The following is a 24,485-nucleotide window of genomic DNA, read 5'->3' as shown; positions in this document are numbered from 1 at the left end:
CCCCGAACGACCAGCCACCACGCGGCCGCGGTCGCCGGCTCGCCCCACGCCCCTACGACGCTCAGACGCCCGTGACCTCGACGGCGGCCAGATTCTTCTTCCCGCGCCGCAGCACCAGCCACCGCCCGTGAATCAGATCCCCGGCGGAAGGCACCGCGTCCTCGGCCACCACCTTCACGTTGTTCACGTACGCCCCGCCCTCCTTCACGGTCCGCCGCGCGGCGGACTTGCTGGCGACCAGCCCGACCTCGGCGAGCAGGTCCACCACCGGAGCCGGCTCGGTGACCTGGATGTGCGGCACCTCGGACAGCGCCGCCGCCAGCGTCCGCTCGTCCAGGTCCGCGAGCTCCCCCTGCCCGAAGAGGGCGCGGGACGCGGCGATCACCGCGGCCGTCTGCTCGGCGCCGTGCACCAGCGTCGTCAGCTCCTCGGCCAGCGCCCGCTGCGCCGCCCGGGCCTGCGGACGCTCCTCCGTCTGCCGCTCCAGCTCCTCGATCTCCTCACGGGAGCGGAAGCTGAAGATACGCAGGAACTTGGAGACGTCCCGGTCGTCCGCGTTGACCCAGAACTGGTAGAACGCGTACGGCGTGGTCATCTCGGGGTCGAGCCACACCGTGCCGGACTCGGTCTTGCCGAACTTGGTGCCGTCCGCCTTGGTGATCAGCGGGGTGCCCAGCGCGTGCACCACGGCCTCGGGCTCGACCCGGTGGATCAGGTCCGTGCCCGAGGTGAGGTTGCCCCACTGGTCGCTGCCGCCGGTCTGCAGGGTGCAGCCGTGCCGCCGGTACAGCTCCAGGAAGTCCATGCCCTGCAGGATCTGGTAGCTGAACTCGGTGTAGCTGATGCCCGCGTCGGAGTTGAGCCGCCGGGAGACGGCCTCCTTGGCGATCATCTTGTTGACCCGGAAGTGCTTGCCGATGTCCCGCAGGAACTCGATCGCCGACAGGCCCTGGGTCCAGTCCAGGTTGTTGACCATCACCGCGGCGTTCGGCCCGTCGAAGTGGAGCAGCGGCTCGATCTGGGCGCGCAGCCGCTCCACCCAGCCGGCGACGACCTCCGGCGCGTTCAGCGTGCGCTCGGCCGTGGGCTTCGGGTCGCCGATGAGCCCCGTGGCACCGCCGACCAGCGCCAGCGGACGGTTGCCCGCCTCCTGGATGCGGCGCATCGTCAGGATCTGCACCAGGTTGCCGAGGTGCAGGCTGGGCGCGGTCGGGTCGAAGCCGCAATAGAACGTGACGGGGCCGTCCGCGAACGCCTTGCGCAGTGCGTCCTCGTCCGTGGAGAGGGCGATGAGCCCCCGCCACTTCAGCTCGTCGACGATGTCCGTCACGGTTCTCGTGTCTCCTTGGTGATCTTCGGGCAGTCGGGTGACACCCGACCACGAACGCCTACGAGGTTATACGCCCTGACTGACAGAGCTCATGTTGAAATCGGGGATGCGCAGCGCGGGCATCGCGGCCCGGGTGAACCAGTCGCTCCACTCGCGCGGCAGCGTCTTCTCCGTCCGCCCGGCCTCGGTGGCCCGGCCCAGCAGGTTCACCGGAGACTCGTTGAACCGGAAATTGTTCACCTGTCCGGTCACCTCCCCGTTCTCCACGAGATAGACGCCGTCCCGGGTCAGGCCCGTCAGCAGCAGCGTGGCCGGGTCGACCTCGCGGATGTACCACAGGCAGGTCAGCAGCAGCCCGCGTTCGGTGCCCGCGACCATCTCCGCCAGGGAGCGGTCGTCGCCGCCGTCCAGGATCAGGTTGCCGAGCACCGGGGCGACCGGCAGCCCGGTCAGGCCCGCGCTGTGCCGTGTGGTGGTCAGGTGCTTGAGTACGCCCCGGTCGATCCACTCGGTGGCGTGGGTCGGCAGCCCGTTGTCGAACACCGACTGGTCGCCGCCGGAGGAGTGGGCGACGACGAAGGGCGGGCATTCGAGACCGGGCTCGTTCGGGTCGCTGCGCAGGGTCAGCGGCAGCTCGCTCAGCCGCTCGCCGACCCGGGTGCCGCCGCCCGGCTTGGAGAACACCGTCCGGCCCTCGGCCGCGTCCCGGCCCGACGCCGACCACAGCTGGTAGATCAGCAGGTCCGCCACGGCGGTGGGCGGCAGCAGCGTCTCGTAGCGGCCCGCGGGCAGCTCCACGCGCCGCTCCGCCCAGCCGAGCCGTACGGCCAGCTCGGCGTCGAGCGCCCCCGGGTCGACGTCCTTGAAGTCCCGGGTGGACCGGCCGGCCCACGCCGAGCGCGCACCGTCCGGCGACTTGGCGTTCAGCTCCAGCGTGCCGGTGGGCTGGTCGTGCCTGAGGCGCAGCCCGGTGGACGTCCCCAGGTACGTCGACACCAGCTCGTGGTTGGCGAAGCCGTACAGCTCCCGGCCGCCGGCCCGCGCGCGGGCGAAGGCCTCGCCGAGGGCCGGGGCGAAGTCGGCGAACACGGCGGAGGAGGTCTCGGCGGGCGCGTCCGTGAAGTCGGGGGACTCCTGCACCCCGCCGACCAGCGGCTGCGCGTCCTCGGCGGGCCCGGCGCCGCGCGCGGCGGCCTCGGCGGCCCGCACCAGGGGCTCCAGCTCGTCCGCGGTGACCGCGGACCGGGACACCACACCGGAGGCGGTGCCCTCCTTGCCGTCCACGGTCGCGATCACCGTGAGCGTACGGCCCCGGGTCACGCCGTTGGTGGTGAGCGCGTTGCCCGCCCAGCGCAGGTTGGCGGTGGAGTGCTCGTCGGCGATGACGACACAGCCGTCGGCGCGGGACAGCGCGAGCGCCTGCTCGACGATCTCGTGCGGCTTGGTGGTGGGGGCGCTCATCGGCCGGCCTCCTGGGTGGTGTTGAGGATGTTGACGCCCTTGAAGAGGGCGGACGGGCACCCGTGCGACACGGCGGCCACCTGGCCCGGCTGGGCCTTGCCGCAGTTGAAGGCACCGCCGAGGACATAGGTCTGCGGTCCGCCCACGGCGGCCATGGAGCCCCAGAAGTCCGTGGTCGTGGCCTGGTAGGCGACGTCCTTCAGCTGCCCGGCGATCCGCCCGTTCTCGATCCTGAAGAACCGCTGGCCGGTGAACTGGAAGTTGTAGCGCTGCATGTCGATCGACCAGGACCGGTCGCCGACGACGTAGATGCCCCGGTCGACGCCCCCGATCAGGTCCTCGGTGGACAGCCCGGCCGGATCCGGTCGCAGGGACACGTTGGCCATGCGCTGCACCGGAACGTGCGCCGGCGAGTCGGCGTACGCGCACCCGTTGGACCGCTCGAACCCGGTCAGCCGGGCGATCCGCCGGTCCAGCTGGTAGCCGACCAGCGTGCCGTCCTTCACCAGGTCCCAGGACTGCGCCTCGACGCCCTCGTCGTCGTAGCCGATGGTGGCGAGGCCGTGCTCGGCGGTGCGGTCGCCGGTGACGTTCATCAGCTCGGAGCCGTACCTCAGCTTGCCCAGCTGGTCGAAGGTGGCGAAGGAGGTGCCGGCGTAGGCCGCCTCGTAGCCGAGGGCGCGGTCCAGTTCGGTGGCGTGCCCGATGGACTCGTGGATGGTCAGCCACAGGTTGGACGGGTCGATCACCAGGTCGTACAGACCCGGCTCCACGCTCGGCGCCCGCATCTTCTCGGCGAGCAGCTCGGGGATCCGCTCCAGCTCGCCGTCCCAGTCCCAGCCGGTCCTGGTCAGGTACTCCCAGCCGCGGCCCACCGGCGGGGCGAGGGTGCGCATCGAGTCGAACTCGCCGCTCGACTCGTCGACCGACACCGCCGTCAGCTGCGGATGCAGCCGCACCCGCTGCTGGGTCGTCACGGTCCCGGCCGTATCGGCGTAGAACTTGTTCTCGTGGACGGTGAGCAGCGAGGCGTCCACGTGGTCGACGCCGTTCGCGGCCAGCAGCCGGTTGCTCCACTCCGCGAGCAGCGCCGACTTCTCCTCGTCCGGCACCGAGAACGGGTCGATCTCGTACGACGAGACCCACGTCCGGTCGGCGTGCACCGGCTCGTCGGCCAGCTCCACCCGCTCCTGGGACCCCGCGGCCTTGATCACCTGCGCGGACAGCTTGGCCATGGCCACCGCCTGCGAGGCCACCCGGGCGGCGGCGTCCATGGTCAGGTCCACCCCGGAGGCGAAGCCCCATGTGCCGCCGTGCACGACCCGGACCGCGTACCCGAGGTCGGTGGTGTCCGACGATCCGGCGGGCTTGGCGTCCCGCAGCCGCCAGGACGCGCTGCGCACCCGCTCGAACCGGAAGTCCGCGTGCTCGGCCCCGAGCGCCCGCGCGCGTGCGAGCGCGGCGTCGGCGAGGGCCCGTAGGGGAAGCGCCGTGAAGGCTTCGTCGATGGAATGAGGCACGGAGGTCTCCCTGCTGTCGTGGCCTGTCGGGTCCGATCATGTCGCGGCAGCGGGCCGGCGGACCACACGTTTGGGTCCCCGAAGGCGTCATTCTGTAGGGATCCGACAGCGACACCCCTGAGCCACTGTCGGTGCCCGCTTCTCCCTGCGCGTGGCGGTACCGATAGGTTTCCGATGAAGCCGCCTGTCATCCAGGAGTCCGGGCGGATGTGTAGGACCGCTATCGAAAGGGTGATCCGTTGAGCCGCTCGGTTCTCGTCACCGGAGGCAACCGGGGCATCGGCCTCGCCATCGCCCGCGCATTCGCCGATGCCGGCGACAAGGTCGCGATCACGTACCGCTCGGGTGAGCCGCCGGCCGGCTTCCTGGCCGTCAGGTGCGACATCACCGACCCGGAGCAGGTGGAGCAGGCCTACAAGGAGATCGAGGACCAGCACGGTCCCGTCGAGGTCCTGGTCGCCAACGCCGGCGTCACCAAGGACCAGCTCCTGATGCGCATGTCCGAGGAGGACTTCACCTCGGTCATCGACACCAACCTCACCGGAACCTTCCGCGTCGTCAAGCGTGCCAACCGGGGCATGCTGCGCGCCAAGAGGGGCCGGGTCATACTGATCTCCTCCGTGGTCGGCCTGCTCGGCTCGGCGGGGCAGGCGAACTACGCCGCCTCCAAGGCCGCCCTGGTCGGCTTCGCGCGTTCCCTCGCCCGGGAGCTGGGCTCGCGCAACATCACCTTCAACGTCGTCGCGCCCGGCTTCGTCGACACCGACATGACCAAGGCGCTCACCGAGCAGCAGCGCGAGGGGATCGTCTCGCAGGTGCCGCTCGGCCGTTACGCGCAGCCGGAGGAGATCGCCGCGGCGGTGCGGTTCCTCGCCTCGGACGACGCCTCGTACATCACTGGAGCCGTCATCCCCGTTGACGGCGGACTGGGAATGGGTCACTGATCACCATGAGCGGAATTCTCGAGGGCAAGCGCATCCTGGTCACCGGTGTGCTGATGGAGTCCTCCATCGCCTTCCACGTCGCCAAGCTCGCCCAGGAGCAGGGCGCCGAGATCATCCTGACCGCGTTCCCGCGGCCCACGCTGACCGAGCGCATCGCCAAGAAGCTGCCGAAGCCGACCAAGGTCATCGAGCTGGACGTGACGAACGAGGAGCACCTCGCGCGCCTGGCCGACGTCGTCGGCGAGGAGCTCGGCGGCCTCGACGGCATCGTCCACTCCATCGGCTTCGCCCCGCAGGACGCCCTCGGCGGCAACTTCCTGAACACGCCGTTCGAGTCGGTGGCCACCGCCATGCACGTCTCGGCGTTCTCCCTGAAGGCGCTGACCATGGCCTGCCTGCCGCTGATGCAGAACGGCGGCTCGGTCGTCGGCCTCACCTTCGACGCCCAGTACGCCTGGCCGCAGTACGACTGGATGGGCCCGGCCAAGGCCGCCCTGGAGGCCACCAACCGCTACATGGCGCGCGACCTGGGCAAGCAGAACATCCGCTGCAACCTCATCTCGGCGGGCCCGATCGGCTCCATGGCCGCCAAGTCCATCCCGGGCTTCGCGGAGCTGGCGTCCGTGTGGGACACCCGTTCCCCGCTGGAGTGGGACCTGAAGGACCCGGAGCCGGCCGGCCGCGGTGTCGTCGCCCTGCTGAGCGACTGGTTCCCGAAGACCACGGGCGAGATCATCCACGTCGACGGCGGTCTGCACGCCATCGGCGCCTGACCTCAGGACGTACCGACGCCCCGTTTCCCGCCGCGCGGGGAGCGGGGCGTCACCCGTTCGGCTCACCGGCCGGGCCGCCGCCGCGCCGGCGGCGCACCCTGGATTGAGCCTTCCCCCGCACGTCCCTCCGCAGCCCGGCCGAGGAGGTCCCCTTGTGCGCCTGTCCCGCAGCCTGGCCCCGGTGACCGTGGCCCTCGCCGTCGTCCTCTCCCTGCCGTACGACGCGCTGTCCCACGCGCGCGTGAGCGACGGCAAGCCGCCCGCGCCGAGCCGGTTCGGCGCCTCCTGCCGTACGACCGTCCGGGGCTCCCACGTGGTGGCCTACTGCCACAACCCGTACGTCGACACCGACCGGGTGCGGCTGCACATCGAGTGCGACCGGTGGTGGGACATCGACACCGACAGCGCCCCGGTCGACGCCGGGCCCGCCCTGACCGTACGGCTCACCGGCCGGTGCTGGAAGGAGATCCGGTCCGTCTGGATCAGCCACCAGAAGGCGCGGTGAGCCGGCCCGGATCGCACAGGAACGGATAGCTCGCGGCCTCCGCCGCCGCCGTCTCCGCGTCGCCCGCGCGGATCGCGTCGACCAGGCGCGTGTGGTCCATGTGGGTCTCCGGCGTCAGCTCCGCCCCGACGTCCGCGCGCAGCCATTCCCGCATGACCTCGCCGAGATCGGCGTACATCGCGGTCATCACGTCGTTGTGGGAGGCGGCCACCACGGCCAGGTGGAAGGTGGCGTCGGCCGTCACGAAGGCCTCCGCGTCGCCGCTCTTCCAGGCCTCCTCGCGGCGCGACAGCAGCGTGTCCAGCTGCTTGAGGTCCTTCTCGGTGCGCCGTTCGGCGGCCAGCTTCGCCGCGGCCGACTCCAGCGTGGACCGCAGTTCGGCGATGTGCCGCGGGTCGGCGCCGGCGAACCGGCGGTGCATCACGCCGGCCAGCTCGCTGGTGGCCACGACGTACGTGCCCGAGCCCTGGCGGATGTCCAGCAGGCCGTTGTGCGCGAGCGCGCGGACGGCCTCCCGGACGGTGTTGCGCGCGACCCCGAGCTGCTCGACCAGTTCCGGCTCGGTCGGGATGCGCGAGCCGACCGGCCACTCGCCGGAGGTGATCTGCGTGCGCAGTGCGGCGATGACCTGCTCGGACAGCGCCGACCGGCGCGGGTGGCTCAAGGGCATGGCTCACCTTCGCACGACAGGCCCGGTCGCGGGATCCGAGGGCGTGGACAACCAATCATCCCATGATTCTATGATGGGTCTCATGGCTAGTGAGGAAACCCGGACAGTGCCCACCCGTACGGCGATGTCGTCGGCCGAACGCGGTACGCCCGGCGTACCGAGCCCCCAGGAGCGCGGCGCGGAGCGCACGCGCGCGTGGGCGACCCGGCTGGTCGTCGCCGGCATCGTGCTCTCCGCGCTGAACCTCCGCCCGGCCATCACCAGCCTCGGCGCGCTCCTGGAGGAGGTCCGCGACGGGCTCGGCATGAGCGGCAGCGTGGCCGGCCTGCTGACCTCGGTGCCCCCGCTGTGCTTCGCCGTCTTCGGCGTCACCGCCCCCCGCCTGGCCCGCCGCTTCGGGCCGGCCGCCGTGGTGTGCGCCGGCATGGCCGCCATCACCGCCGGCCTGCTCATCCGGCCGTACCTCGGCGGCACGGCCGGATTCCTGGCCGCCAGCGCGCTCGCCCTGATGGGCATCGCCGTCAGCAACGTCCTGATGCCGGTCATCGTCAAGCGCTGGTTCCCCGACCGGGTCGGCTCCATGACCGGCCTGTACTCGATGGCCCTCGCCCTCGGCACCTCCGTCGCCGCCGCGGTGACCGTGCCCCTGGCCGACGCCCTGGGCGGCGGCTGGCAGGGCGGCCTGACCGTGTGGGCGGCCCTCGCCGCCGCCGCCGTGCTGCCCTGGCTGCCGCTCGTCCGCGAGCGCGGCACCGCCCGGCCGCAGGAGCCGGAGCACGGCGCGGCCCCCCGGCACGCACCGCTGCGGATCACCCGCAGCCGCACCGCCTGGGCGCTCGCGGTCTTCTTCGGCCTCCAGGCCACCGCGGCCTACGTCACCATGGGCTGGATGCCGCAGATCTTCCGGGACGCCGGTGTCCCCGCGGGCACCGCGGGCGTGCTCCTCGCCGTCACCATGGTGATGGGCGTGCCGCTCGCCTTCGTCATCCCGCGGGTCGCCACCCGGCTGCCCCAGCAGGGGCCGATCGCGCTCGTCCTGGGCGCCTGCGGCCTCGCCGGGTACGCCGGGCTGTACCTCGCCCCGGCCGGCGGCGCCTGGGTCTGGGCGCTGCTGCTCGGCGTGTCCAACTGCGCCTTCCCGCTCGCGCTGACCATGGTCGGCATGCGGGCCCGCAGCGGACCGGGCGTGGCCCAGCTGTCCGCGTTCGCGCAGAGCACCGGCTATCTGATCTCCATCCCCGGCCCGCTGCTGGTCGGCGTGCTCTACCAGCACAGCGGCGGCTGGGGGCTGCCGATCGCCCTCATGGCGGCCCTCATGGTGCCGCAGATGGCGGTGGGCTTCCTGGCGGGCCGCGACCGCACGGTGGAGGACGAGGTGACACGCTGACCCTCCCGGGTGCCCCGGCGCCGCGACGCGGGACGCGGAGTGCGAGACTGGGCGGCATGCAGCCTGTGCTCGACCCGAACCCGCAGAACGGCCAGAAGAAGATGCTGCTCGTCTTCGGCGCGTTCCTCGCCATCTTCGTGATCATCGCCGTCGTGGCGACGCTCGCGTCCCCCTGACGGAGGCCTGTCGCCCTAGGGGATGGTGGGGCTGACCCCACCATCCCCTAGGGGGACAGGCTCAGGGTCAACTGGGTGGAAGTCCGGATGGGTTGCCGGCCCCGGATTCCGTAGCTTCGAGAGGTGACCGCACCCGGCGGTCCCGGAACCGCTCGAAGTCCACCGGAGGCGATCATGCCGACCCGCATCCACTCCCGGCCCCACCCGGCCACCACGGGCGGCGTCGACAGCAGGCTGCCCTGGTGGGCGCTCGCCCTGCCCGCCCTCGCGTTCATCGTGCTGCTCACCCTCGTACTGGACCCGGCCGACGCCCACGCCGCGAGCGGCGACCCGGCGATCATGCGCCTCCTGGAGCGCGCCCGGCAATTCCTCGCGCGCTGACGGCAAGCCCCGCGCGCAGTGAATCCGCATGTCAACTCCCTGCGCCGGGTGGCCTGTTTCATGCGAAGCTGGGTCCCATGAGCGTCGCAGAACCCCGCAGGATCGTCCTCTTCCGGCATGCGAAAGCCGACTGGCCCCAGGTCCCCGACCACGAGCGCCCGCTCGCCGAGCGGGGCCGCACGGACGCCGCCGTCGCCGGACGCAAGCTGGCCGACACCGGCATCACCTTCGACCTGGCCCTGTGCTCCACGGCGACCCGCACCCGCGAGACCTGGAAGCTCGCCGTGCACGAGCTGGCCCACCGGCCGAAAACCGTCTACGAGGAGCGGATCTACGAGGCCTCTCCCGGCGAGCTGATCGCCGTGCTCAACGAGCTCCCGGACGAGGCGCAGCACGTGATCCTGATCGGCCACAACCCCGGCGTGCACGGCCTGGCCGACATCCTGGCCGGTTCGGCCGAGGACGAGGCCCGCGAACGGATGAACCGCAGGGGCTTCCCCGCCGCCGCTTTCGCGCTGCTGACCTTCGACGGCCCGTGGAAGGGCCTGGAGCCCGCCGTGGCCAGGCTCACGGACTACTGGGCACCTTCCGAGTGACCCGGCACCGAGCCGGGGCGCCGACGACGGGAGGGCCCGGCACCCTGCAGGGTGCCGGGCCCTCCCGGTGGCCGGACGCGGGCCGGGGCCCGCTCAGTCCTCGTCGTGCATGTCGGCGGCCTCGACCTCTTCCCGGGTGACGCCGAGCAGGTAGAGCACCGTGTCGAGGAAGGGGAAGTTCACCGCCGTGTGCGCGGCCTCGCGCACCACCGGCTTGGCGTTGAAGGCCACGCCCAGGCCGGCCGCGTTCAGCATGTCCAGGTCGTTGGCGCCGTCGCCGATCGCCACCGTCTGCGACAGCGGCACCCCGGCCTCCGCGGCGAACCGGCGCAGCAGCCGAGCCTTGCCCGCCCGGTCCACGATCTCGCCGGTGACCCGGCCGGTCAGCTTGCCGTCGACGATCTCCAGGGTGTTGGCCTGCGCGAAGTCCAGGCCCAGCCGCTCCTTCAGGTCGTCGGTGACCTGGGTGAACCCGCCGGAGACCACCCCCACCTGGTAGCCGAGGCGCTTCAGGGTACGGATCAGCGTGCGCGCGCCCGGGGTCAGCCGGACCTCCTGGCGCACCTTGTCCACCACCGACGCGTCCAGCCCCTTCAGCAGCGCCACGCGCGCGTGCAGCGACTGCTCGAAGTCCAGCTCCCCGCGCATCGCCGCCGCCGTCACCTCGGCGACCTGGTCCTCGCAGCCGGCGTGCGCGGCGAACAGCTCGATGACCTCGTCCTGGATCAGGGTCGAGTCCACGTCCATGACCACCAGCCGCTGGGCACGCCGGTGCAGGCCCGCCGCGACCACCGCGATGTCGACACCCAGTGCCGCCGCGTCGGACACCAGAGCCGTGCGCAGCGGCTCGGTCTCCACACCGGAGACGGCGAACTCCACTGCCGTCACCGGGTACTTGGCGAGCCGGAAGATACGGTCGATGTTGCCGCCCACCTTGGCGATCCGCGCGGCGACGGCTGCCGTCGACTCGGCGGTGAGCGGGTGGCCGAGCACGGTCACCAGCGAGCGTCCGAGACCGCGCGGACGGTTGTCGCCGCGCCCGGAGAGGATCTCCGCCTGCATCCTCTGCGACTCGGCCCAGCTGTGCACGGTGGCCCGGAGATCACCCTCCAGGCCGGCCGGCGGCTGCGTGATCAGCACGCACAGCACCAGGCGGCCCCGGGTGACGACCTGCTCGATGTCGACCACGTCGACGAGGTAGGCCGCAAGCGTGTCGAAGAGACCGGCCGTGATGCCCGGCCTGTCCTTGCCGAAGATCTTGACGAGGAGGGTGGGGACCTCGGGGGTCTGCGAAGCGGAGGTCTGCGAAGCGCTCATGGTGTCACCACCGTATCCGGCACCCAGTGCCTGCTGCCGTCGAGGTCCGCCTGACGGACACGGAACAATGGGTGTCGGTCCGGTGTCAGGGATCTTTCCGCCGAAAATCGACACCGCCCGCAGGAGCGGCACCGACCCGGCTCCACCACGAGGGTCCCACGGGTTGCTCCGGACGGCAGGTCCAGGCGCCGCCCCAGGGCGGCGCGGCGCCGGCGGGGGGCAGGCGGCGCGGTGGGCCCGGGGCCGCCGTGGCCCGGCCGGCGCCCGGTCCGTGCGCGCCGTGGCCTCGCCCGCCTGCGGCCGGAGGGGGGACATGCGTGCCCCTGTCGTCCCTGGTCCGCCCGGTGTCACCCCCGTCCGCAAGGCGAGTTGGAGCGTGCCGCGGAACGCTCGGCAAGGGCCGGGTTTCGGTCAGGGGGACGAGCCTGAAATAGTTCCCCACGATGTTCGACATCCCTAGACTCCCCGCGACGGGGGTAATTCGGGGGACAACTCAGTGGGGCATGGAGTGCCGGAACTCGTACTCGAAACAAACGGACGTACCTGGACACTTGATCCGTCCAGGGCATACATCCTCGGACGCGATCCGCAGGGGGACATCGTCTTCGACGACGCCAGGGTGTCCTGGCGGCACGCCACGGTCAGCTTCAACGGCCGCAGTTGGGTCATCGAGGACCACGGCAGCACCAACGGCACGTACGTGCAGGGCCAGCGGATCCAGCACATGGAGCTGGGCCCCGGCTCGTCGCTGCACCTCGGCAACGCGACCGACGGACCGCGGCTGAACCTGTCCGCGGCCGCCGCACCGGTCGCCGGCCCGGCACAGCAGCCGCAGGCGGCGCCGTACGCGGCCCAGGGCGCGCCCGGCTGGGCCCAGCAGAGCCCGCAGCAGGCGCCCGCGCACCAGCAGGCCGCCCCGCAGCATGCCGTGCCCCACCAGGGGCCCGGGCACCAGCAGGCACCGCAGCCGGACTGGCAGCAGCAGCCCGCGTTCCCGCAGCAGCAGGCGGGCCCGGCCGAGCCGTACGCGCAGACGCCCGGTGGCGACGCGGGGGCGCCGCCGGTGCACGGCGACCGCAGCCCGACCACGTTCCACCAGTTCGCGCTCGGCCGCGTCATGCGCATCGGCCGAGCCCTGGAGAACGACCTGGTCGTCTCCGACCTGCAGGTCTCCCGCAACCACGCCGAGTTCCACGCCACGCCCGACGGCCGCTTCGAGATCCGGGACCTCGGCTCGCACAACGGCACGTACGTCAACGGCCAGCCGATCGCCAAGGGCGGCTCGGCGCTGCTCGGCCCGAGCGACATCGTCGGCGTCGGCCACTCCACGTTCCGGATCGTCGGCGACCGCCTCGAGGAGTTCGTCGACACCGGTGAGGTCTCCTTCTCGGCCCGCCATCTGACCGTCACGGTCGACGGCGGCAAGCAGATCCTCAGGGACGTCTCCTTCGGCGTACCCGAGAAGTCGCTGATCGCCGTGATCGGCCCGTCCGGTTCCGGCAAGTCCACCCTGCTCAAGGCGCTCACCGGCTACCGGCCCGCCAACCAGGGCGAGGTGCTGTACGACAACCGGAACCTGTACAAGCAGTTCGCCGAGCTGCGCCAGCGCATCGGTCTGGTCCCGCAGGACGACATCCTGCACAAGGAGCTGACCGTCAAGAAGGCCCTGAAGTACGCGGCCAAGCTGCGCTTCCCGGCCGACACCACGGCGGCCGAGCGCGACGCCCGCATCGACGAGGTGCTGCGCGAGCTGAAGCTCGACATCCACAAGGACAAGAAGGTCACCTCGCTCTCCGGCGGCCAGCGCAAGCGCGTGTCGGTGGCCCTGGAGCTGCTGACCAAGCCGTCGCTGATCTTCCTGGACGAGCCGACCTCCGGTCTCGACCCGGGCATGGACCGCGACGTCATGCAGCTGCTGCGGGGTCTCGCCGACGACGGCCGTACGGTCCTCGTCGTCACCCACTCGGTGGCCGAGCTGGCGCTGTGCGACAAGCTGCTGGTGATGGCGCCGGGCGGCGCGGTCGCCTACTTCGGCCCGCCGGAGGAGGCGCTGAACTTCTTCGGCTACGACAGCTGGGCCGACGTCTTCTCCGCCTTCGAGAACTACCGCGACTACGACTGGGCGGGCCGCTGGAAGGGCTCGCAGCACTACCAGATGTACGCGGCGGACGTCGACTCGGTCGCACCGCAGGCGGTCCAGATGCCGCCGATGCAGGCGATCAGGCCGCCCAAGCCGCAGGGCTGGTTCTCCCAGTTCGTCACCCTGGTGCGGCGCTACGTCTCGGTCATCGCCTCCGACCGCGGTTTCCTGGCCCTGATGGTGCTCCTGCCGGCCGTCATCGGCTCGGTCAGCCTGCTGATCCACCCGGACCGCGGCCTGCTGCCCAACGGCCCCAATCCGCAGACCGGCCAGATCGTGCCCAACGGCACGGCCACCACCGTGCTGCTGATCCTGGCCGTCGGCGCCTGCTTCGCCGGTGCCGCGAACTCCGTCCGAGAGCTGATCAAGGAACGGGTGATCTACGAGCGGGAGCGCGCCACGGGCCTGTCCCGGTCGGCGTACCTGATGTCGAAGGTGGTCGTGCTCGGTGTGATCACCGGGTTCCAGGGGCTGCTCGTCGGCGTCATCGGCTTCGGCCGGCGTGAGATCCCGGACGAGGGCCTCGTCCTCGGGCACGCCACCCTGCTGGAGCTGTCCTTGCCGATCATGGGGCTAGGCTTCGCGGCGATGATGTTCGGCCTGATCATCTCCTCGCTGGTGAAGACCGCCGAGAAGACCATGCCGCTGCTGGTCATGTTCGCGATCATCCAGGTCGTCTTCACCGGCTGTCTGTTCGCCCTGCACGGCACGGTCGGCGTCAACGAGTTCTCGTACCTGATGCCGTCCCGCTGGGCGGTCGCCGCGTCCGGCGCCACGCTGGACTTCAACCGGATCAGCCCGCCGGAGACCGCCGGCGACAACGATCCGCTGTGGAACCACACGGTGGGTGCCTGGGCCGGGGACATGATCGCGCTGATCGCGCTCGGTGTGCTCTGCGGCTTCTTCGTGGCCCGTTTCCTGCGCCGCCACGAGCCGGAGGTCATGCGCAAGTAGCCGGGCCCGGTCCGTGCCGGTACGACGCCGAAGGGCGGCGCCCCGTGATGGGGTGCCGCCCTTCGGCGTTACGTCGCAGAGGTCCCGCGCCAGGGCCTCAGTACGCGCTGTTGACGTTGTCGATGGAGCCGTACCGGTGGGCCGCGTAGTTGGCGGCGGCGGTGATGTTCGCGACCGGGTCGTAGATGTTCCAGGACGTGCCCGCGACGTGGTACGTCTGGAAGGTCGGCGGGATGACCTGCAGCAGACCCTTGGACGGGATGCCGTTGATGGCGTTGATGTCCCAGTTGTTGATGGCCTTGGGGTTGCCGGAGGACTCCCGCATGATGTTGCGGTGCAGGCCGCTGTAGCTGCCCGGGATGCCCTTGGCCTTCATGATGTCCAGGGCCTGGCGGATCCAGCCGTCGAGGTTGTTGGAGTACGTCTTCGCGGCGACCGTCTGCATCTGCGGGCGCTCCACGGAGCGGGTGACGGCGGCCTTGGCGGCGCGCTCCTGCGCGGCCTTCTTGGCGGCGGCGTCGGCGGCGGCCTTCTTCGCGGCGGCCTCCGCGGCCGCCTTGACGGCGGCCTTCTTGGCGGCGGCCTGCTTCGCGGCGGCGTCGGCGGCCTTCTTCTGCGCCGCGAAGGTGTCGAGCTTGACGCTGTCGGCGGCGAGCTGGTCCGTGACCGTGCCCTGGACGTTGTGCAGGACGGTGCCGGCGGCGACCTGGGCCGTGGCGACCTGGGCCGTGGCGGCCGGGGCACCGGTGGTGACGGTCTCGGCGCTGCTCGGGGCGGCCGAGAGGGCCACGGCGGCGGTGCCGAGGGCGGCGACACCGGCGACGGCGATCTTGTGCTGCTTGGTCAGCGCACGACTACGAGCTCGGGTGAGGAAGTTCTTGGGCATGGGCTGATGGACCTCTTCGATAGCGCGGAGGTCGCTCATGCGTCCGGCGGGGGAATCGGTCTCTCCCGTACGAACGCCGCGGGGCCGAAACCCGCGGCGCTGAGCGACGGAAGCAATTCTTAGCGGCCGCAAAATGCCCAGGCAAAGGTGTGACGTACGATGCCGGGTAGTGGATCAGGGAGGGGCAAATCGGGACAGATAGGGCCGTCTGTCCCGTTCATGTGGGGCGGTTTATCTCCTATGCCCTTTCGTACGTGATGCAGGCCCTATGCCCGGTGTCACACGGCGCGTCGATCCATCTCACGTGCAGTTGCCACCGCAACGCACTGCGTGAGGGCTCTCATCCGCAGGGAGGAGAGGGGCGCCACCGCCACCGAACCCGCGCCGCTCCGTGTATGCGGCTCCCACCGCTCCTATAAGGAGGAGCGAACGAGCCGCCCGTGCCCCCGCTCCTCGCGCGTACACCTCGTGCCCGGGCCTCATCGGCGTACTCCTCCGCCCCGACCCGGCGGCCTACGCCACCCGCCCTAGGACCAGCGGACCGGGGCCCGCCGTCACGGGGCCGATCCGTGCTGTCACACCCCGCCGGTACCGTGAGGACATGAGTCAAGGCCCCCGGTCCGGCCTCGCCGCGGTGAGCTCCGCGCTGCAGGCCATGAGCAGGCACCTGGAGGTGCGCGACGTCCTCAAGACGATCGTCGCCTCCGCCCGCGACCTGCTCGACGCCCAGTACGCCGCCCTCGGGGTCCCCGACGACCACGGCGGCTTCGCCCAGTTCGTCGTGGACGGCGTCAGCGAGGAGCAGTGGCGCGCCATCGGGCCCCTCCCGCGCCAGCACGGCATCCTCGCCGCGATGCTGCACGAGGCGAAGGCCGAGCGCCTCGCCGACGTGCGCAAGGACCCCCGCTTCGAGGGCTGGCCGGACGCCCACCCCGACTTGGCCGACTTCCTGGGCCTGCCGATCAAGGACGGCGAGGAGGTCATCGGGGCGCTCTTCCTCGCGAACAAACGCTGCGCCAAGCCGGAGGGCAGCTGCGGCTTCACCCAGGACGACGAGGAACTGCTCTCGATCCTCGCCCAGCACGCCGCGATCGCCCTCACCAACGCCCGCCTCTACGAGCGCAGCCGCGAACTGACCATCGCGGAGGAACGCTCCCGCCTCGCCCACGAGCTGCACGACGCGGTCAGCCAGAAACTGTTCTCGCTGCGCCTGACCGCCCAGGCTGCGGCCGCGCTCGTCGACCGCGACCCCGCCCGCGCCAAGGTCGAACTGCACCAGGTGGCCTCCCTCGCCGCAGAGGCCGCCGACGAACTGCGCGCCGCCGTCGTGGAGCTGCGCCCCGCCGCGCTGGACGAGGACGGCCTGATCGCCACCCTGCGCACCCAGATCCAGGTCCTCGACCGCGCCCACACCGCGCGCGTGACCTTCACCGGCAACGGCTTCCGCGCCCTGCCCGCCGCCCAGGAGGAGGCCCTGCTCAGGGTCGCCCAGGAGGCGCTGCACAACGCCCTGCGCCACTCCGGCGCCGACCGGGTCGACGTGACCATCGGGCGGCGCGGCTGTGGAGCCGTCCTGCGCGTCACCGACGACGGCAGCGGCTTCGACCCCACGGCCGTCCGCCGCGCCGGACGCCACCTCGGTCTGGTCTCGATGCGGGACCGGGCCGCCGGCGTCGGCGGCACGCTGACCGTGGAATCGGCGCCCGGCAAGGGCACCACGATCGAGATGGAGGTCCCCGGTGGGTGAACCGATCAAGGTGCTGCTGGTCGACGACCACCAGGTCGTCCGCCGGGGCCTGCGCACCTTCCTGGAGGTGCAGGACGACATCGAGGTCGTCGGCGAGGCCGCCGACGGCGCGGAGGGAGTCGCCCGCGCCGAGGAACTGCGCCCCGACATCGTCCTCATGGACGTCAAGATGCCGGGTCTGGACGGCATCGACGCCCTGCGCAGGCTGCGCGAGCTCGACAACCCCGCACGCGTGCTGATCGTCACCAGCTTCACCGAGCAGCGCACGGTCGTCCCGGCCCTGCGCGCGGGCGCCGCCGGGTACGTCTACAAGGACGTGGACCCCGACGCCCTCGCCGGCGCCATCCGCTCCGTGCACGCCGGGCACGTCCTGCTCCAGCCGGAGGTCGCCGACGCCCTGCTCTCCCAGGAGGAGGCCAACACCGGCCAGGGCAGAGGGAGTTCGCTCACCGAGCGGGAGCGCGAGGTGCTCGGCCTGATAGCGGACGGCCGCTCCAACCGGGAGATAGCCCGCGCCCTCGTGCTGTCCGAGAAGACCGTCAAGACGCACGTCTCCAACATCCTGATGAAACTCGACCTCGCCGACCGCACCCAGGCCGCGCTGTGGGCCGTACGCCACGGCGTGACGGGCTGAAACGCCCTGACCAACGCCTCACCCACGGCAACACCAAGGGTCATGGTCCGGACCGACATTCATACTCTCGTGGGAATGTCACCCGGACGGCGCATCCTCCGCTGATCGCGGCCGTTCTCCATGCGTACCGCGGTGATCGCCGCGGTGAACGTCCAGGAGGGGTTGACAGTGAAGAACCTGAAGAAGGCAGCGGCCGTGACGATGGTGGCCGGTGGCCTGGTGGCCGCCGGGGCCGGCCTGGCCTCCGCCCACGGCGGCGGCCACGCGACCGGCGAGGCGGCCTGCTCCCCGGGCATCGCCTCGGGGAACCTGGTCCAGGCCCCGGTGCACGTCCCGGTGAACGCGGTCGGCAACAGCGTGAACGTCATCGGTGTGCTGAACCCGACCTTCGGGAACAACGGCCTCAACCACTGAAACCCGGCCGGCAGCGACCCCAGGCCTCCCGGAACCGCCGGGAGGCCTGTCGGGTCGCCGACCCGCGGACGCGGATCACCGCACTCCGCGCTCCCGCTCCTCCACGAACGCGTTGTACGCCGCCACCTGCGCCCGCCGGGCCGTCCGCTCCACCGGCCGCAGCGCCTCGGCCCGCGCCCCCATCTCGGCGGAGCTGACCGCACCCCCGTGCCCGTGGTCGTACGCCAGCGACACCAGCAGCCCCACCCGCTGCGCCAGCTCCAACACCCGCGCCGCACGTGGCGGATACCCCGGCGCCAGCACGTCCCGGGCACCGCTGCTCGACGAGGCGCTTCGCGCCCGGTACGCGTCGATCGCCGCCTCCGCCACCGGACCCGACGCGGCGACGTCCAGCTTCGACAGCACCTCGGTCGCCTCCCGCAGCGCCTCCGCCAGCTCCCGCTCGGCCTCGCCCAGCGACGGCACGTCGGCGGGCGGCGCCTCCCGCACCGGCAGCACCTGCCAGACCACCTCGGCGTGCACATCACCCGCGGGCCCGGCCTCGTACACCTCAGGCACCAGCCCGAACGCGGACCCGTGGCAGACCACCGCCTCCTCGGCCTCCAGCGCCCGCGCATTGAACTCCGGCGGACCGCTCAGCCCCAGCGGATGCCCCGGCGCGGGCAGCGCCACCCGCAGCCCGGCCACCCCCAGCGTGCGCAGCCGTCCCAGCGCGAGCGTGAGCCCGACCGGCGCGGACTCCCCGGGCAGCCCCTCCACCCGGTGCACCGCGTCCTCGCCCACGATGGCGAGCACGGCGTCATCAGGAGAGACAAGTCCGGCCAGAAGGGCATTTCCCCAAGCAGCGAGGCGTCCTGAACGCGGTTCCGAGAGCATGCCCCCACCCTAAGGACCGGACCGATGGAATGGAGCGGGGCACTCGTGGCGTAGATTTCATAAGGGCTGCGCCCACCGGCGCGGCGGACCCGAGCCACAGGCGTACGCGACAGCCGAGACCGGCCACACTGCAAGGGGAGACAACGCGCTCATGAGCGATGTTCTGGAGCTTCAGGACGTATCCGTGGTCCGTGAGGGCCGGGCTCTCGTGGACCAGGTCTCCTGGTCGGTGAAGGAGGGCGAGCGCTGGGTCATCCTCGGTCCGAACGGCGCCGGCAAGACCACCCTCCTGAACGTCGCCTCCAGCTACCTCTTCCCCAGCAAGGGCACCGCCACCATCCTCGGCGACACCCTCGGCAAGGTCGACGTCTTCGACCTGCGCCCCCGCATCGGCATGGCCGGCATCGCCATGGCGGACAAGCTCCCCAAGCGCCAGACCGTGCTGGAGACCGTGCTCACGGCCGCCTACGGCATGACCGCCCACTGGCAGGAGGAGTACGACGAGGTCGACGAGCGGCGTGCCCGCGCCTTCCTCGACCGCCTCGGCATGAGCGACTACCTCGACAGGAAGTTCGGCACCCTCTCCGAGGGCGAGCGCAAGCGCACCCTGATCGCCCGCGCCCTGATGACCGACCCCGAGCTGCTCCTCCTCGACGAGCCCGCCGCCGGCCTCGACCTCGGCGGCCGCGAGGACCTGGTCCGCCGCCTCGGCCGGCTCGCCCGCGACCCCATCGCCCCCTCGATGATCATGGTCACGCACCACGTCGAGGAGATCGCCCCCGGCTTCACCCACGTCCTCATGATCCGCCAGGGCAAGGTCCTCGCCGCCGGCCCGATCGAGCTGGAACTCACCTCGCGCAACCTCTCCCTCTGCTTCGGCCTCCCGCTCGTCGTGGAGCAGGTCGGCGACCGCTGGACCGCCCAGGGCCTTCCCCTGTCCTGACCCGGCGCTCTCCCTTCGCGCCCTGTCCGCCGCCCGACCCCGGCCCTACCATGACCGTGTGAACGACATCGACGCATGGGTGTGGTGGCTCGTCGGCGCGGCGGCACTCGGAATCCCGCTCGTGGTCACCGCGATGCCGGAGTTCGGCATGCTCGCGGTGGGAGCCGTCGCGGCGGCGGTCGTCTCCAGCCTCGGCTTCGACGCGGTCATCCAGGTCCTCACGTTCGTCGTCGTCTCCGTCGCCCTCATCGCCGTCGTCCGGCCCATCGCGGCCCGGCACGGCAGACAGCGCCCCCAACTCGCCACCGGCATCGAGGCGTTGAAGGGCAGACAAGCCGTCGTACTGGAACGTGTCGACGCGTCCGGCGGCCGTATCAAGCTCGCCGGAGAGATCTGGTCGGCCCGCGCCCTCGACACCGGCCGCAGCTACGAAGTCGGCCAGGAAGTGGACGTCGTGGACATCGAAGGAGCCACCGCGATCGTCATCTGAGGACAACTAGCCGAGAACGACGCACGAGCAGCGCGACGGTCTGTCAGACTCGACCAGCAAGATCTTCAACAGTCCTGAGATCGGCCGAAGACGCCGAGGCGGAGAAGGGTACGGGGAACGACGATGGACGCGGTCATCATCGTCTTGATCATCCTGGTGGTGTTGGTCTTCATCGCCCTGATCAAGACCATCCAAGTCATCCCGCAGGCCAGCGCCGCCATTGTGGAGCGCTTCGGCCGCTACACGCGGACGCTGAACGCGGGCCTCAACATCGTGGTCCCGTTCATCGACACCATCCGCAACCGCATCGACCTGCGCGAGCAGGTCGTACCGTTCCCACCGCAGCCGGTGATCACCCAGGACAACCTGGTCGTGAACATCGACACGGTCATCTACTACCAGGTCACCGACGCCCGGGCCGCCACCTACGAGGTCGCCAGCTACATCCAGGCGATCGAGCAGCTCACCGTCACCACCCTGCGCAACATCATCGGCGGCATGGACCTCGAACGGACCCTGACCTCCCGCGAGGAGATCAACGCGGCCCTGCGCGGCGTCCTGGACGAGGCAACCGGCAAGTGGGGCATCCGCGTCAACCGCGTGGAACTGAAGGCGATCGAGCCCCCGACCTCCATCCAGGACTCGATGGAGAAGCAGATGCGCGCCGACCGTGACAAGCGCGCCGCGATCCTCACCGCCGAAGGCACGCGCCAGGCCGCCATCCTCACCGCCGAGGGCGAGAAGCAGTCCCAGATCCTGCGCGCCGAAGGTGAGGCCAAGGCGGCGGCCCTGCGCGCCGAGGGCGAGGCCCAGGCCGTCCGCACGGTCTTCGAGGCCATCCACGCCGGCGACCCCGACCAGAAGCTGTTGTCGTACCAGTACCTGCAGATGCTCCCCAAGATCGCCGAGGGCGACGCCAACAAGCTCTGGATCGTCCCCAGCGAGATCGGCGACGCCCTCAAGGGCCTCTCCGGCGCGATGGGCAACTTCGGCCCCCTGGGCGGGGGTTCGGGCAACGGCGGCTCATCGGGCAACGGCAAGTCCTCCGGCCCGGAGCGCCGGGAGAAGCCGTCGATCGACTGACGCAGTCTCCGGACGCAGGTTCGGCCGCGCCCCGAAAGGGGCGCGGGGAAACTGCGCGCACCACCACGAACAACCGGTAGCCGCCGACGACCACTTGCCGGCAGACGCCTAGGCGGCGTCCCTGGCGAGCCACTCGGGAAGAGCTCCGAACTCCTCGGCCCCCAGAGCCAGGAGCATGGCATCCGCCGGCGTCGGCTCGAACGGCTCCCTGAGCAACGCCATCCCGGCCTCCTCCGGAGTCCGGTTCGCCTTGCGGTGGTTGTCCTCGGCACACGCGGCAACCGTGTTCAGCCACGTGTCCTGACCGCCCTGAGCCCGCGGCACCACGTGGTCCACGGTCGTCGCCCGCCGCCCGCAGTACGCGCACCGGTGCCGGTCCCTGACCAGCACTCCGCGCCGCGACCACGGGGCTTGTCTTCGGAACGGCACCCGTACGTACCGGCACAGCCTGATCACCCGGGGCGCGGGTATGTCCACCTCGGCACCGCGCATACGCAGTTCGGGATGGGCCTGCTCGACCACGGCCTTGTCCTGCAGCACCAGGACCACGGCTCGGTTCAGAGTCACCGTCGACAGCGGTTCGAAACTCGCGTTCAGGACCAACGTGTCACGCATCCAGCCCACCTCCCGTGTGCACCTGCCCACCCCCCGGCGGGCTTGGATCAACTCTGGACGGGCGCGCCGAGATGGACAACGCAATAAAAAATGCCCGCCTCCGATCACTTCCAAGACCGGAGGCGGGCAAACGTTCAATGAACCCTTGGCTGAATCCGTGCGTCGGCGTCAGCCCTGCGCCGGGTTCTCGTACTCACCGATGAGCTGGGCGCGCGCGATCGTGTGGAACCGCAGGTTGAAACCGACGACGGCCGGAGAGGCGTCCGCGTCCGGACCCAGCTTCTCCTGGTCCACCGCGTACACCGTGAAGACGTACCGGTGCGGGCCGTCCCCGGGCGGCGGCGCGGCACCACCGAAGTCCTTCGTCCCGTAGTCGTTGCGCGCGTGCACGGCGCCCGCGGGCAGCCCCTCGAACCTGCCGCCTCCCGCACCCGCCGGCAGCTCCGTCACCGAGGCCGGGATGTCGAACAGCACCCAGTGCCAGAACCCGCTGCCGGTCGGCGCGTCGGGGTCGTAGCAGGTCACGGCGAAGCTCTTGGTCTCCGGCGGGAAACCCTCCCAGCGCAGCTGCGGCGAGGTGTTGCCCTCCGCGTGGACCTGGGCGCTCTTCAGCGTCGCACCCTCCTCGATGTCCTCGCTCGTCACCGTGAACGACGGCACGGGCGGATGGAAATCGTGGGGGAGCGGCCGCCGCTTGAGCTCGGTCACCTCGGTACCTCCTGATCGGTGATCTGGAAACCAGCAGTTCCGAGCCTAGAACCAGTTGCGCTTGCTGCCGACCTCGGACAGCCACTGGTTGAGGTAAGCCGCCCAGTCGGTCCCCTGCCAGTCGTTCAGACCCACCTGGAACGACCGGAAGGTGTCCGAGCCCTCGCTGAACAGACCCGGCTTCTTGTCCATCTCCAGTACGACGTCCATCGCCTGCTCGTCGGCCACGAAGCTCAGCTCGACCTGGTTCAGACCCCGGTACTGCGACGGCGGGAAGAACTCGATCTCCTGGTAGAACGGCAGCCTCTGCCGCGTACCCCGGATGTGGCCGCGCTCCATGTCCGCGTTCTTGAAGCGGAAGCCCAGCTGGATGAAGGCGTCCAGGATCGCCTTCTGCGCCGGCAGCGGGTGCACGTTGATCGGGTCCAGGTCGCCGGAGTCCACGGCCCGCGCGATCGCCAGCTCCGTGGTCACCCCGATGTTCATCCCGCGCAGGGCCTGTCCGTCGATCATGGTGATCGGCGTCTCCCAGGGGATCTCCAGCCCGAACGGCACCGCGTGCACGGCCCCCGCCTGCAGCTCGAAGGCCCCGCCGAGCTGCACCTTGGTGAACTCGATGTCCTGCTTGTACTCCTGGTCGCCGCTCTCCACCTCGACCTTGGCCTGCAGACCGACGGACAGCCCCTCGATGGCCTGATTCACGGAACCGCCCTGGATCCGCACCTCGCCCTGGACGACACCACCCGGTACGACGTTGACCTCGGTCAGCACCGTCTCGACCGACGCCCCGCCGGCCCCCAGGCTCGCGAGCAGCTTCTTGAACGCCATGACTCTCCCTTTACGAATGGACCCTCGACCCGTACAAACGCGATCCGGCGACGCCCGGTTCCGCGGGCGCGCTGCCCCGTCTGGACTACCCTCGGAGGGCATGATCGCGCCCCCGGACCGTACGCCACTGCCCCGAGACTTCTTCGACCGCCCGGTCCTGGAGGTCGCTCCCGACCTCTTGGGCCGCATTCTGGTCCGGACGACACCCGACGGCCCGATCGCCCTCCGCCTCACGGAGGTGGAGGCCTACGACGGCCCGAACGACCCCGGCTCGCACGCCTACCGCGGCCGCACCCCGCGCAACGCGGTGATGTTCGGTCCGCCCGGACATGTGTACGTCTACTTCACCTACGGCATGTGGCACTGCATGAACCTGGTCTGCGGCCCCGAGGGGCGGGCGAGCGCCGTGCTGCTGCGCGCGGGAGAAGTGGTGGAGGGCGCGGAGCTGGCCCGCAAGCGACGTGTTTCGGCCCGGAACGACAAGGAACTGGCCAAGGGCCCGGCCCGGCTGGCCACCGCCCTGGAGGTCGGCCGGGCCCTGGACGGCACGGACGCGTGCACCTCCGGCGAGACGCCCCTGCGGATGCTGACCGGCACACCGGTCCCTTCCGATCAGGTACGCAGCGGCCCCCGCACCGGGGTCGCCGGCGAGGGCGGGAACGGCGACCTCCACCCCTGGCGCTTCTGGGTCGCCAACGACCCGACCGTCAGCCCGTATCGCCCGCACGTGCCCAGGCGGCGCCGAGGTTGACTCGCTGCGTCAAGGTGCGTAATGTATCCCGAGCCGCTGAACCGGGTACGGCGATCGCCTGCAGCCGGAGCGGCCAAACCACTACCTAGCTCACCCCCCTCAGCGGGGTCGTTTCCGGCGCGCCCGCGCGCCCGAAATCGAACTCGCGAGACTCGATTATGAGTTCCCGAGGGAATCGGCTAACGTAGTGAATGTCGAAAGGGCCAACGGCGAAAGCCGAAAGCCCCGGGACAAACCCGCCGACCGGGAATCGGATCGAGAAAAGATCTGATAGAGTCGGAAACGCAAGACCGAAGGGAAGCGCCCGGAGGAAAGCCCGAGAGGGTGAGTACAAAGGAAGCGACCGTTCCTTGAGA

The 24,485-nt window shown here is 70.9% G+C and carries 25 protein-coding genes; 15 read left to right on the top strand and 10 right to left on the bottom strand.

The genetic code is table 11. From position 1 onward, the window contains the following. Positions 1–61 precede the first annotated feature (61 nt). The 3 genes from tyrS to S1361_RS09995 all read right to left on the bottom strand — a co-directional run bounded on the left by tyrS (position 62) and on the right by S1361_RS09995 (position 4,311). Positions 62–1,330: a tyrosine--tRNA ligase gene (tyrS, locus tag S1361_RS10005; protein WP_208031489.1), complete on the bottom strand. Its 1,269-nt coding sequence runs from the start codon at positions 1,328–1,330 to the stop codon at positions 62–64. A gap of 66 nt (positions 1,331–1,396) precedes the next feature. Then, entirely contained in the window at positions 1,397–2,791 is a 1,395-nt protein-coding gene (locus tag S1361_RS10000; protein ID WP_208031488.1) for a TldD/PmbA family protein, read from the bottom strand. Continuing rightward, positions 2,788–4,311: a TldD/PmbA family protein gene (locus tag S1361_RS09995; RefSeq protein WP_208031487.1), complete on the bottom strand. Its 1,524-nt coding sequence runs from the start codon at positions 4,309–4,311 to the stop codon at positions 2,788–2,790. Before S1361_RS09995 ends, S1361_RS10000 begins: the two co-directional genes overlap by 4 nt. Before the next feature lie 239 nt (positions 4,312–4,550). On the opposite strand from S1361_RS09995, the gene fabG reads away from it, so the two are divergent. From fabG to S1361_RS09980, 3 genes are all read left to right on the top strand, one after another. Then, the gene (gene fabG / locus S1361_RS09990) at positions 4,551–5,255 is read left to right on the top strand and encodes a 3-oxoacyl-[acyl-carrier-protein] reductase (RefSeq protein WP_208031486.1); all 705 of its coding nucleotides are present in this window, start codon (positions 4,551–4,553) and stop codon (positions 5,253–5,255) included. A 5-nt stretch (positions 5,256–5,260) separates the two neighbouring features. Further along, complete coding sequence (gene fabI / locus S1361_RS09985; RefSeq protein ID WP_208031485.1) at positions 5,261–6,028, top strand: enoyl-ACP reductase FabI; 768 nt, start codon at positions 5,261–5,263, stop codon at positions 6,026–6,028. A 154-nt stretch (positions 6,029–6,182) separates the two neighbouring features. Further along, a complete protein-coding gene (locus S1361_RS09980; RefSeq protein WP_208031484.1) occupies positions 6,183–6,533 on the top strand; it encodes a hypothetical protein in 351 nt (116 codons plus the stop codon). On the opposite strand, the gene S1361_RS09975 is transcribed toward S1361_RS09980, so the two are convergent. Further along, the gene (locus S1361_RS09975; RefSeq protein WP_208031483.1) at positions 6,511–7,203 is read right to left on the bottom strand and encodes a FadR/GntR family transcriptional regulator; all 693 of its coding nucleotides are present in this window, start codon (positions 7,201–7,203) and stop codon (positions 6,511–6,513) included. The genes S1361_RS09980 and S1361_RS09975 overlap by 23 nt on opposite strands. Before the next feature lie 124 nt (positions 7,204–7,327). Between S1361_RS09975 and S1361_RS09970 the strand changes: the two genes are divergently transcribed. The 4 genes from S1361_RS09970 (at position 7,328) to S1361_RS09960 (ending at position 9,743) form a co-directional block, all read left to right on the top strand. Then, positions 7,328–8,590, top strand: a complete 1,263-nt coding sequence (locus S1361_RS09970; RefSeq protein WP_425087998.1) for a CynX/NimT family MFS transporter — start codon at positions 7,328–7,330, stop codon at positions 8,588–8,590. A gap of 56 nt (positions 8,591–8,646) precedes the next feature. Next, positions 8,647–8,766, top strand: coding sequence for an SGM_5486 family transporter-associated protein (locus S1361_RS39860; RefSeq protein WP_279577607.1), 120 nt, complete (start codon positions 8,647–8,649; stop codon positions 8,764–8,766). 174 nt (positions 8,767–8,940) lie between these two features. Further along, positions 8,941–9,147: a hypothetical protein gene (locus tag S1361_RS09965; RefSeq protein WP_208031481.1), complete on the top strand. Its 207-nt coding sequence runs from the start codon at positions 8,941–8,943 to the stop codon at positions 9,145–9,147. A gap of 77 nt (positions 9,148–9,224) precedes the next feature. After that, complete coding sequence (locus tag S1361_RS09960; RefSeq protein WP_208031480.1) at positions 9,225–9,743, top strand: SixA phosphatase family protein; 519 nt, start codon at positions 9,225–9,227, stop codon at positions 9,741–9,743. A gap of 93 nt (positions 9,744–9,836) precedes the next feature. Here the strand turns inward: S1361_RS09960 and serB are convergent, their stop codons facing one another. Beyond that, positions 9,837–11,060, bottom strand: coding sequence for a phosphoserine phosphatase SerB (gene serB, locus S1361_RS09955; protein ID WP_208031479.1), 1,224 nt, complete (start codon positions 11,058–11,060; stop codon positions 9,837–9,839). Between the two features lie 508 nt (positions 11,061–11,568). Here serB and S1361_RS09950 point away from each other — a divergent pair. Continuing rightward, positions 11,569–14,154 carry an ABC transporter ATP-binding protein/permease gene (locus tag S1361_RS09950; RefSeq protein ID WP_208036539.1) on the top strand — a complete coding sequence of 862 codons (2,586 nt, stop codon included), beginning with the start codon at positions 11,569–11,571 and terminating at the stop codon, positions 14,152–14,154. Positions 14,155–14,251: 97 nt separating this feature from the next. Here the strand turns inward: S1361_RS09950 and S1361_RS09945 are convergent, their stop codons facing one another. Further along, the gene (locus tag S1361_RS09945) at positions 14,252–15,040 is read right to left on the bottom strand and encodes a transglycosylase SLT domain-containing protein (protein WP_208031478.1); all 789 of its coding nucleotides are present in this window, start codon (positions 15,038–15,040) and stop codon (positions 14,252–14,254) included. Between the two features lie 601 nt (positions 15,041–15,641). Here S1361_RS09945 and S1361_RS09940 point away from each other — a divergent pair. The 3 genes from S1361_RS09940 (at position 15,642) to S1361_RS09930 (ending at position 17,835) form a co-directional block, all read left to right on the top strand. Further along, entirely contained in the window at positions 15,642–16,787 is a 1,146-nt protein-coding gene (locus S1361_RS09940) for a GAF domain-containing sensor histidine kinase (protein WP_208031477.1), read from the top strand. Continuing rightward, positions 16,780–17,421 (top strand): response regulator, encoded by a 642-nt coding sequence (locus S1361_RS09935; protein WP_208031476.1) that lies wholly within the window; start codon positions 16,780–16,782, stop codon positions 17,419–17,421. Before S1361_RS09940 ends, S1361_RS09935 begins: the two co-directional genes overlap by 8 nt. 168 nt (positions 17,422–17,589) lie before the next feature. Continuing rightward, complete coding sequence (locus tag S1361_RS09930) at positions 17,590–17,835, top strand: chaplin (protein ID WP_208036538.1); 246 nt, start codon at positions 17,590–17,592, stop codon at positions 17,833–17,835. A 75-nt stretch (positions 17,836–17,910) separates the two neighbouring features. On the opposite strand, the gene S1361_RS09925 is transcribed toward S1361_RS09930, so the two are convergent. Continuing rightward, the gene (locus S1361_RS09925; RefSeq protein WP_208031475.1) at positions 17,911–18,711 is read right to left on the bottom strand and encodes a hypothetical protein; all 801 of its coding nucleotides are present in this window, start codon (positions 18,709–18,711) and stop codon (positions 17,911–17,913) included. Positions 18,712–18,862: 151 nt separating this feature from the next. Between S1361_RS09925 and S1361_RS09920 the strand changes: the two genes are divergently transcribed. From S1361_RS09920 to S1361_RS09910, 3 genes are all read left to right on the top strand, one after another. Next, a complete protein-coding gene (locus S1361_RS09920; protein WP_208031474.1) occupies positions 18,863–19,654 on the top strand; it encodes an ABC transporter ATP-binding protein in 792 nt (263 codons plus the stop codon). 58 nt (positions 19,655–19,712) lie between these two features. After that, positions 19,713–20,144 carry an NfeD family protein gene (locus tag S1361_RS09915; RefSeq protein ID WP_208031473.1) on the top strand — a complete coding sequence of 144 codons (432 nt, stop codon included), beginning with the start codon at positions 19,713–19,715 and terminating at the stop codon, positions 20,142–20,144. Positions 20,145–20,267: 123 nt separating this feature from the next. After that, positions 20,268–21,227, top strand: a complete 960-nt coding sequence (locus tag S1361_RS09910; RefSeq protein ID WP_208031472.1) for an SPFH domain-containing protein — start codon at positions 20,268–20,270, stop codon at positions 21,225–21,227. 108 nt (positions 21,228–21,335) lie between these two features. Here S1361_RS09910 and S1361_RS09905 read toward each other — a convergent pair whose 3' ends face one another. The 3 genes from S1361_RS09905 to S1361_RS09895 form a co-directional block, all read right to left on the bottom strand. Next, positions 21,336–21,842 carry an HNH endonuclease gene (locus tag S1361_RS09905; RefSeq protein WP_208031471.1) on the bottom strand — a complete coding sequence of 169 codons (507 nt, stop codon included), beginning with the start codon at positions 21,840–21,842 and terminating at the stop codon, positions 21,336–21,338. A 168-nt stretch (positions 21,843–22,010) separates the two neighbouring features. Next, a complete protein-coding gene (locus S1361_RS09900; protein WP_208031470.1) occupies positions 22,011–22,550 on the bottom strand; it encodes a YbhB/YbcL family Raf kinase inhibitor-like protein in 540 nt (179 codons plus the stop codon). Between the two features lie 45 nt (positions 22,551–22,595). Beyond that, the gene (locus S1361_RS09895) at positions 22,596–23,378 is read right to left on the bottom strand and encodes a sporulation protein (RefSeq protein WP_208031469.1); all 783 of its coding nucleotides are present in this window, start codon (positions 23,376–23,378) and stop codon (positions 22,596–22,598) included. Between the two features lie 100 nt (positions 23,379–23,478). On the opposite strand from S1361_RS09895, the gene S1361_RS09890 reads away from it, so the two are divergent. Beyond that, positions 23,479–24,129 (top strand): DNA-3-methyladenine glycosylase, encoded by a 651-nt coding sequence (locus tag S1361_RS09890; RefSeq protein ID WP_208031468.1) that lies wholly within the window; start codon positions 23,479–23,481, stop codon positions 24,127–24,129. Positions 24,130–24,485 lie beyond the last annotated feature (356 nt).

The organism is Streptomyces cyanogenus (assembly GCF_017526105.1).
GTDB lineage: Bacteria > Actinomycetota > Actinomycetes > Streptomycetales > Streptomycetaceae > Streptomyces > Streptomyces cyanogenus.
The sequence above is the reverse complement of the archived record's forward strand: the minus strand, read 5'-3'. Positions and strand labels throughout refer to the sequence as shown.

Coding starts and splice junctions, on each gene's coding strand:
- S1361_RS10000 (WP_208031488.1), bottom strand. CDS start 2,791: ATGAGCGCCCCCACCACCAAGCCGCACGAGATCGTCGAGCAGGCGCTC.
- fabI (WP_208031485.1), top strand. CDS start 5,261: ATGAGCGGAATTCTCGAGGGCAAGCGCATCCTGGTCACCGGTGTGCTG.
- S1361_RS09975 (WP_208031483.1), bottom strand. CDS start 7,203: ATGCCCTTGAGCCACCCGCGCCGGTCGGCGCTGTCCGAGCAGGTCATC.
- S1361_RS09970 (WP_425087998.1), top strand. CDS start 7,328: ATGTCGTCGGCCGAACGCGGTACGCCCGGCGTACCGAGCCCCCAGGAG.
- S1361_RS39860 (WP_279577607.1), top strand. CDS start 8,647: ATGCAGCCTGTGCTCGACCCGAACCCGCAGAACGGCCAGAAGAAGATG.
- S1361_RS09965 (WP_208031481.1), top strand. CDS start 8,941: ATGCCGACCCGCATCCACTCCCGGCCCCACCCGGCCACCACGGGCGGC.
- S1361_RS09960 (WP_208031480.1), top strand. CDS start 9,225: ATGAGCGTCGCAGAACCCCGCAGGATCGTCCTCTTCCGGCATGCGAAA.
- serB (WP_208031479.1), bottom strand. CDS start 11,060: ATGAGCGCTTCGCAGACCTCCGCTTCGCAGACCCCCGAGGTCCCCACC.
- S1361_RS09945 (WP_208031478.1), bottom strand. CDS start 15,040: ATGCCCAAGAACTTCCTCACCCGAGCTCGTAGTCGTGCGCTGACCAAG.
- S1361_RS09940 (WP_208031477.1), top strand. CDS start 15,642: ATGAGTCAAGGCCCCCGGTCCGGCCTCGCCGCGGTGAGCTCCGCGCTG.
- S1361_RS09925 (WP_208031475.1), bottom strand. CDS start 18,711: ATGCTCTCGGAACCGCGTTCAGGACGCCTCGCTGCTTGGGGAAATGCC.
- S1361_RS09920 (WP_208031474.1), top strand. CDS start 18,863: ATGAGCGATGTTCTGGAGCTTCAGGACGTATCCGTGGTCCGTGAGGGC.
- S1361_RS09910 (WP_208031472.1), top strand. CDS start 20,268: ATGGACGCGGTCATCATCGTCTTGATCATCCTGGTGGTGTTGGTCTTC.
- S1361_RS09905 (WP_208031471.1), bottom strand. CDS start 21,842: ATGCGTGACACGTTGGTCCTGAACGCGAGTTTCGAACCGCTGTCGACG.
- S1361_RS09895 (WP_208031469.1), bottom strand. CDS start 23,378: ATGGCGTTCAAGAAGCTGCTCGCGAGCCTGGGGGCCGGCGGGGCGTCG.
- S1361_RS09890 (WP_208031468.1), top strand. CDS start 23,479: ATGATCGCGCCCCCGGACCGTACGCCACTGCCCCGAGACTTCTTCGAC.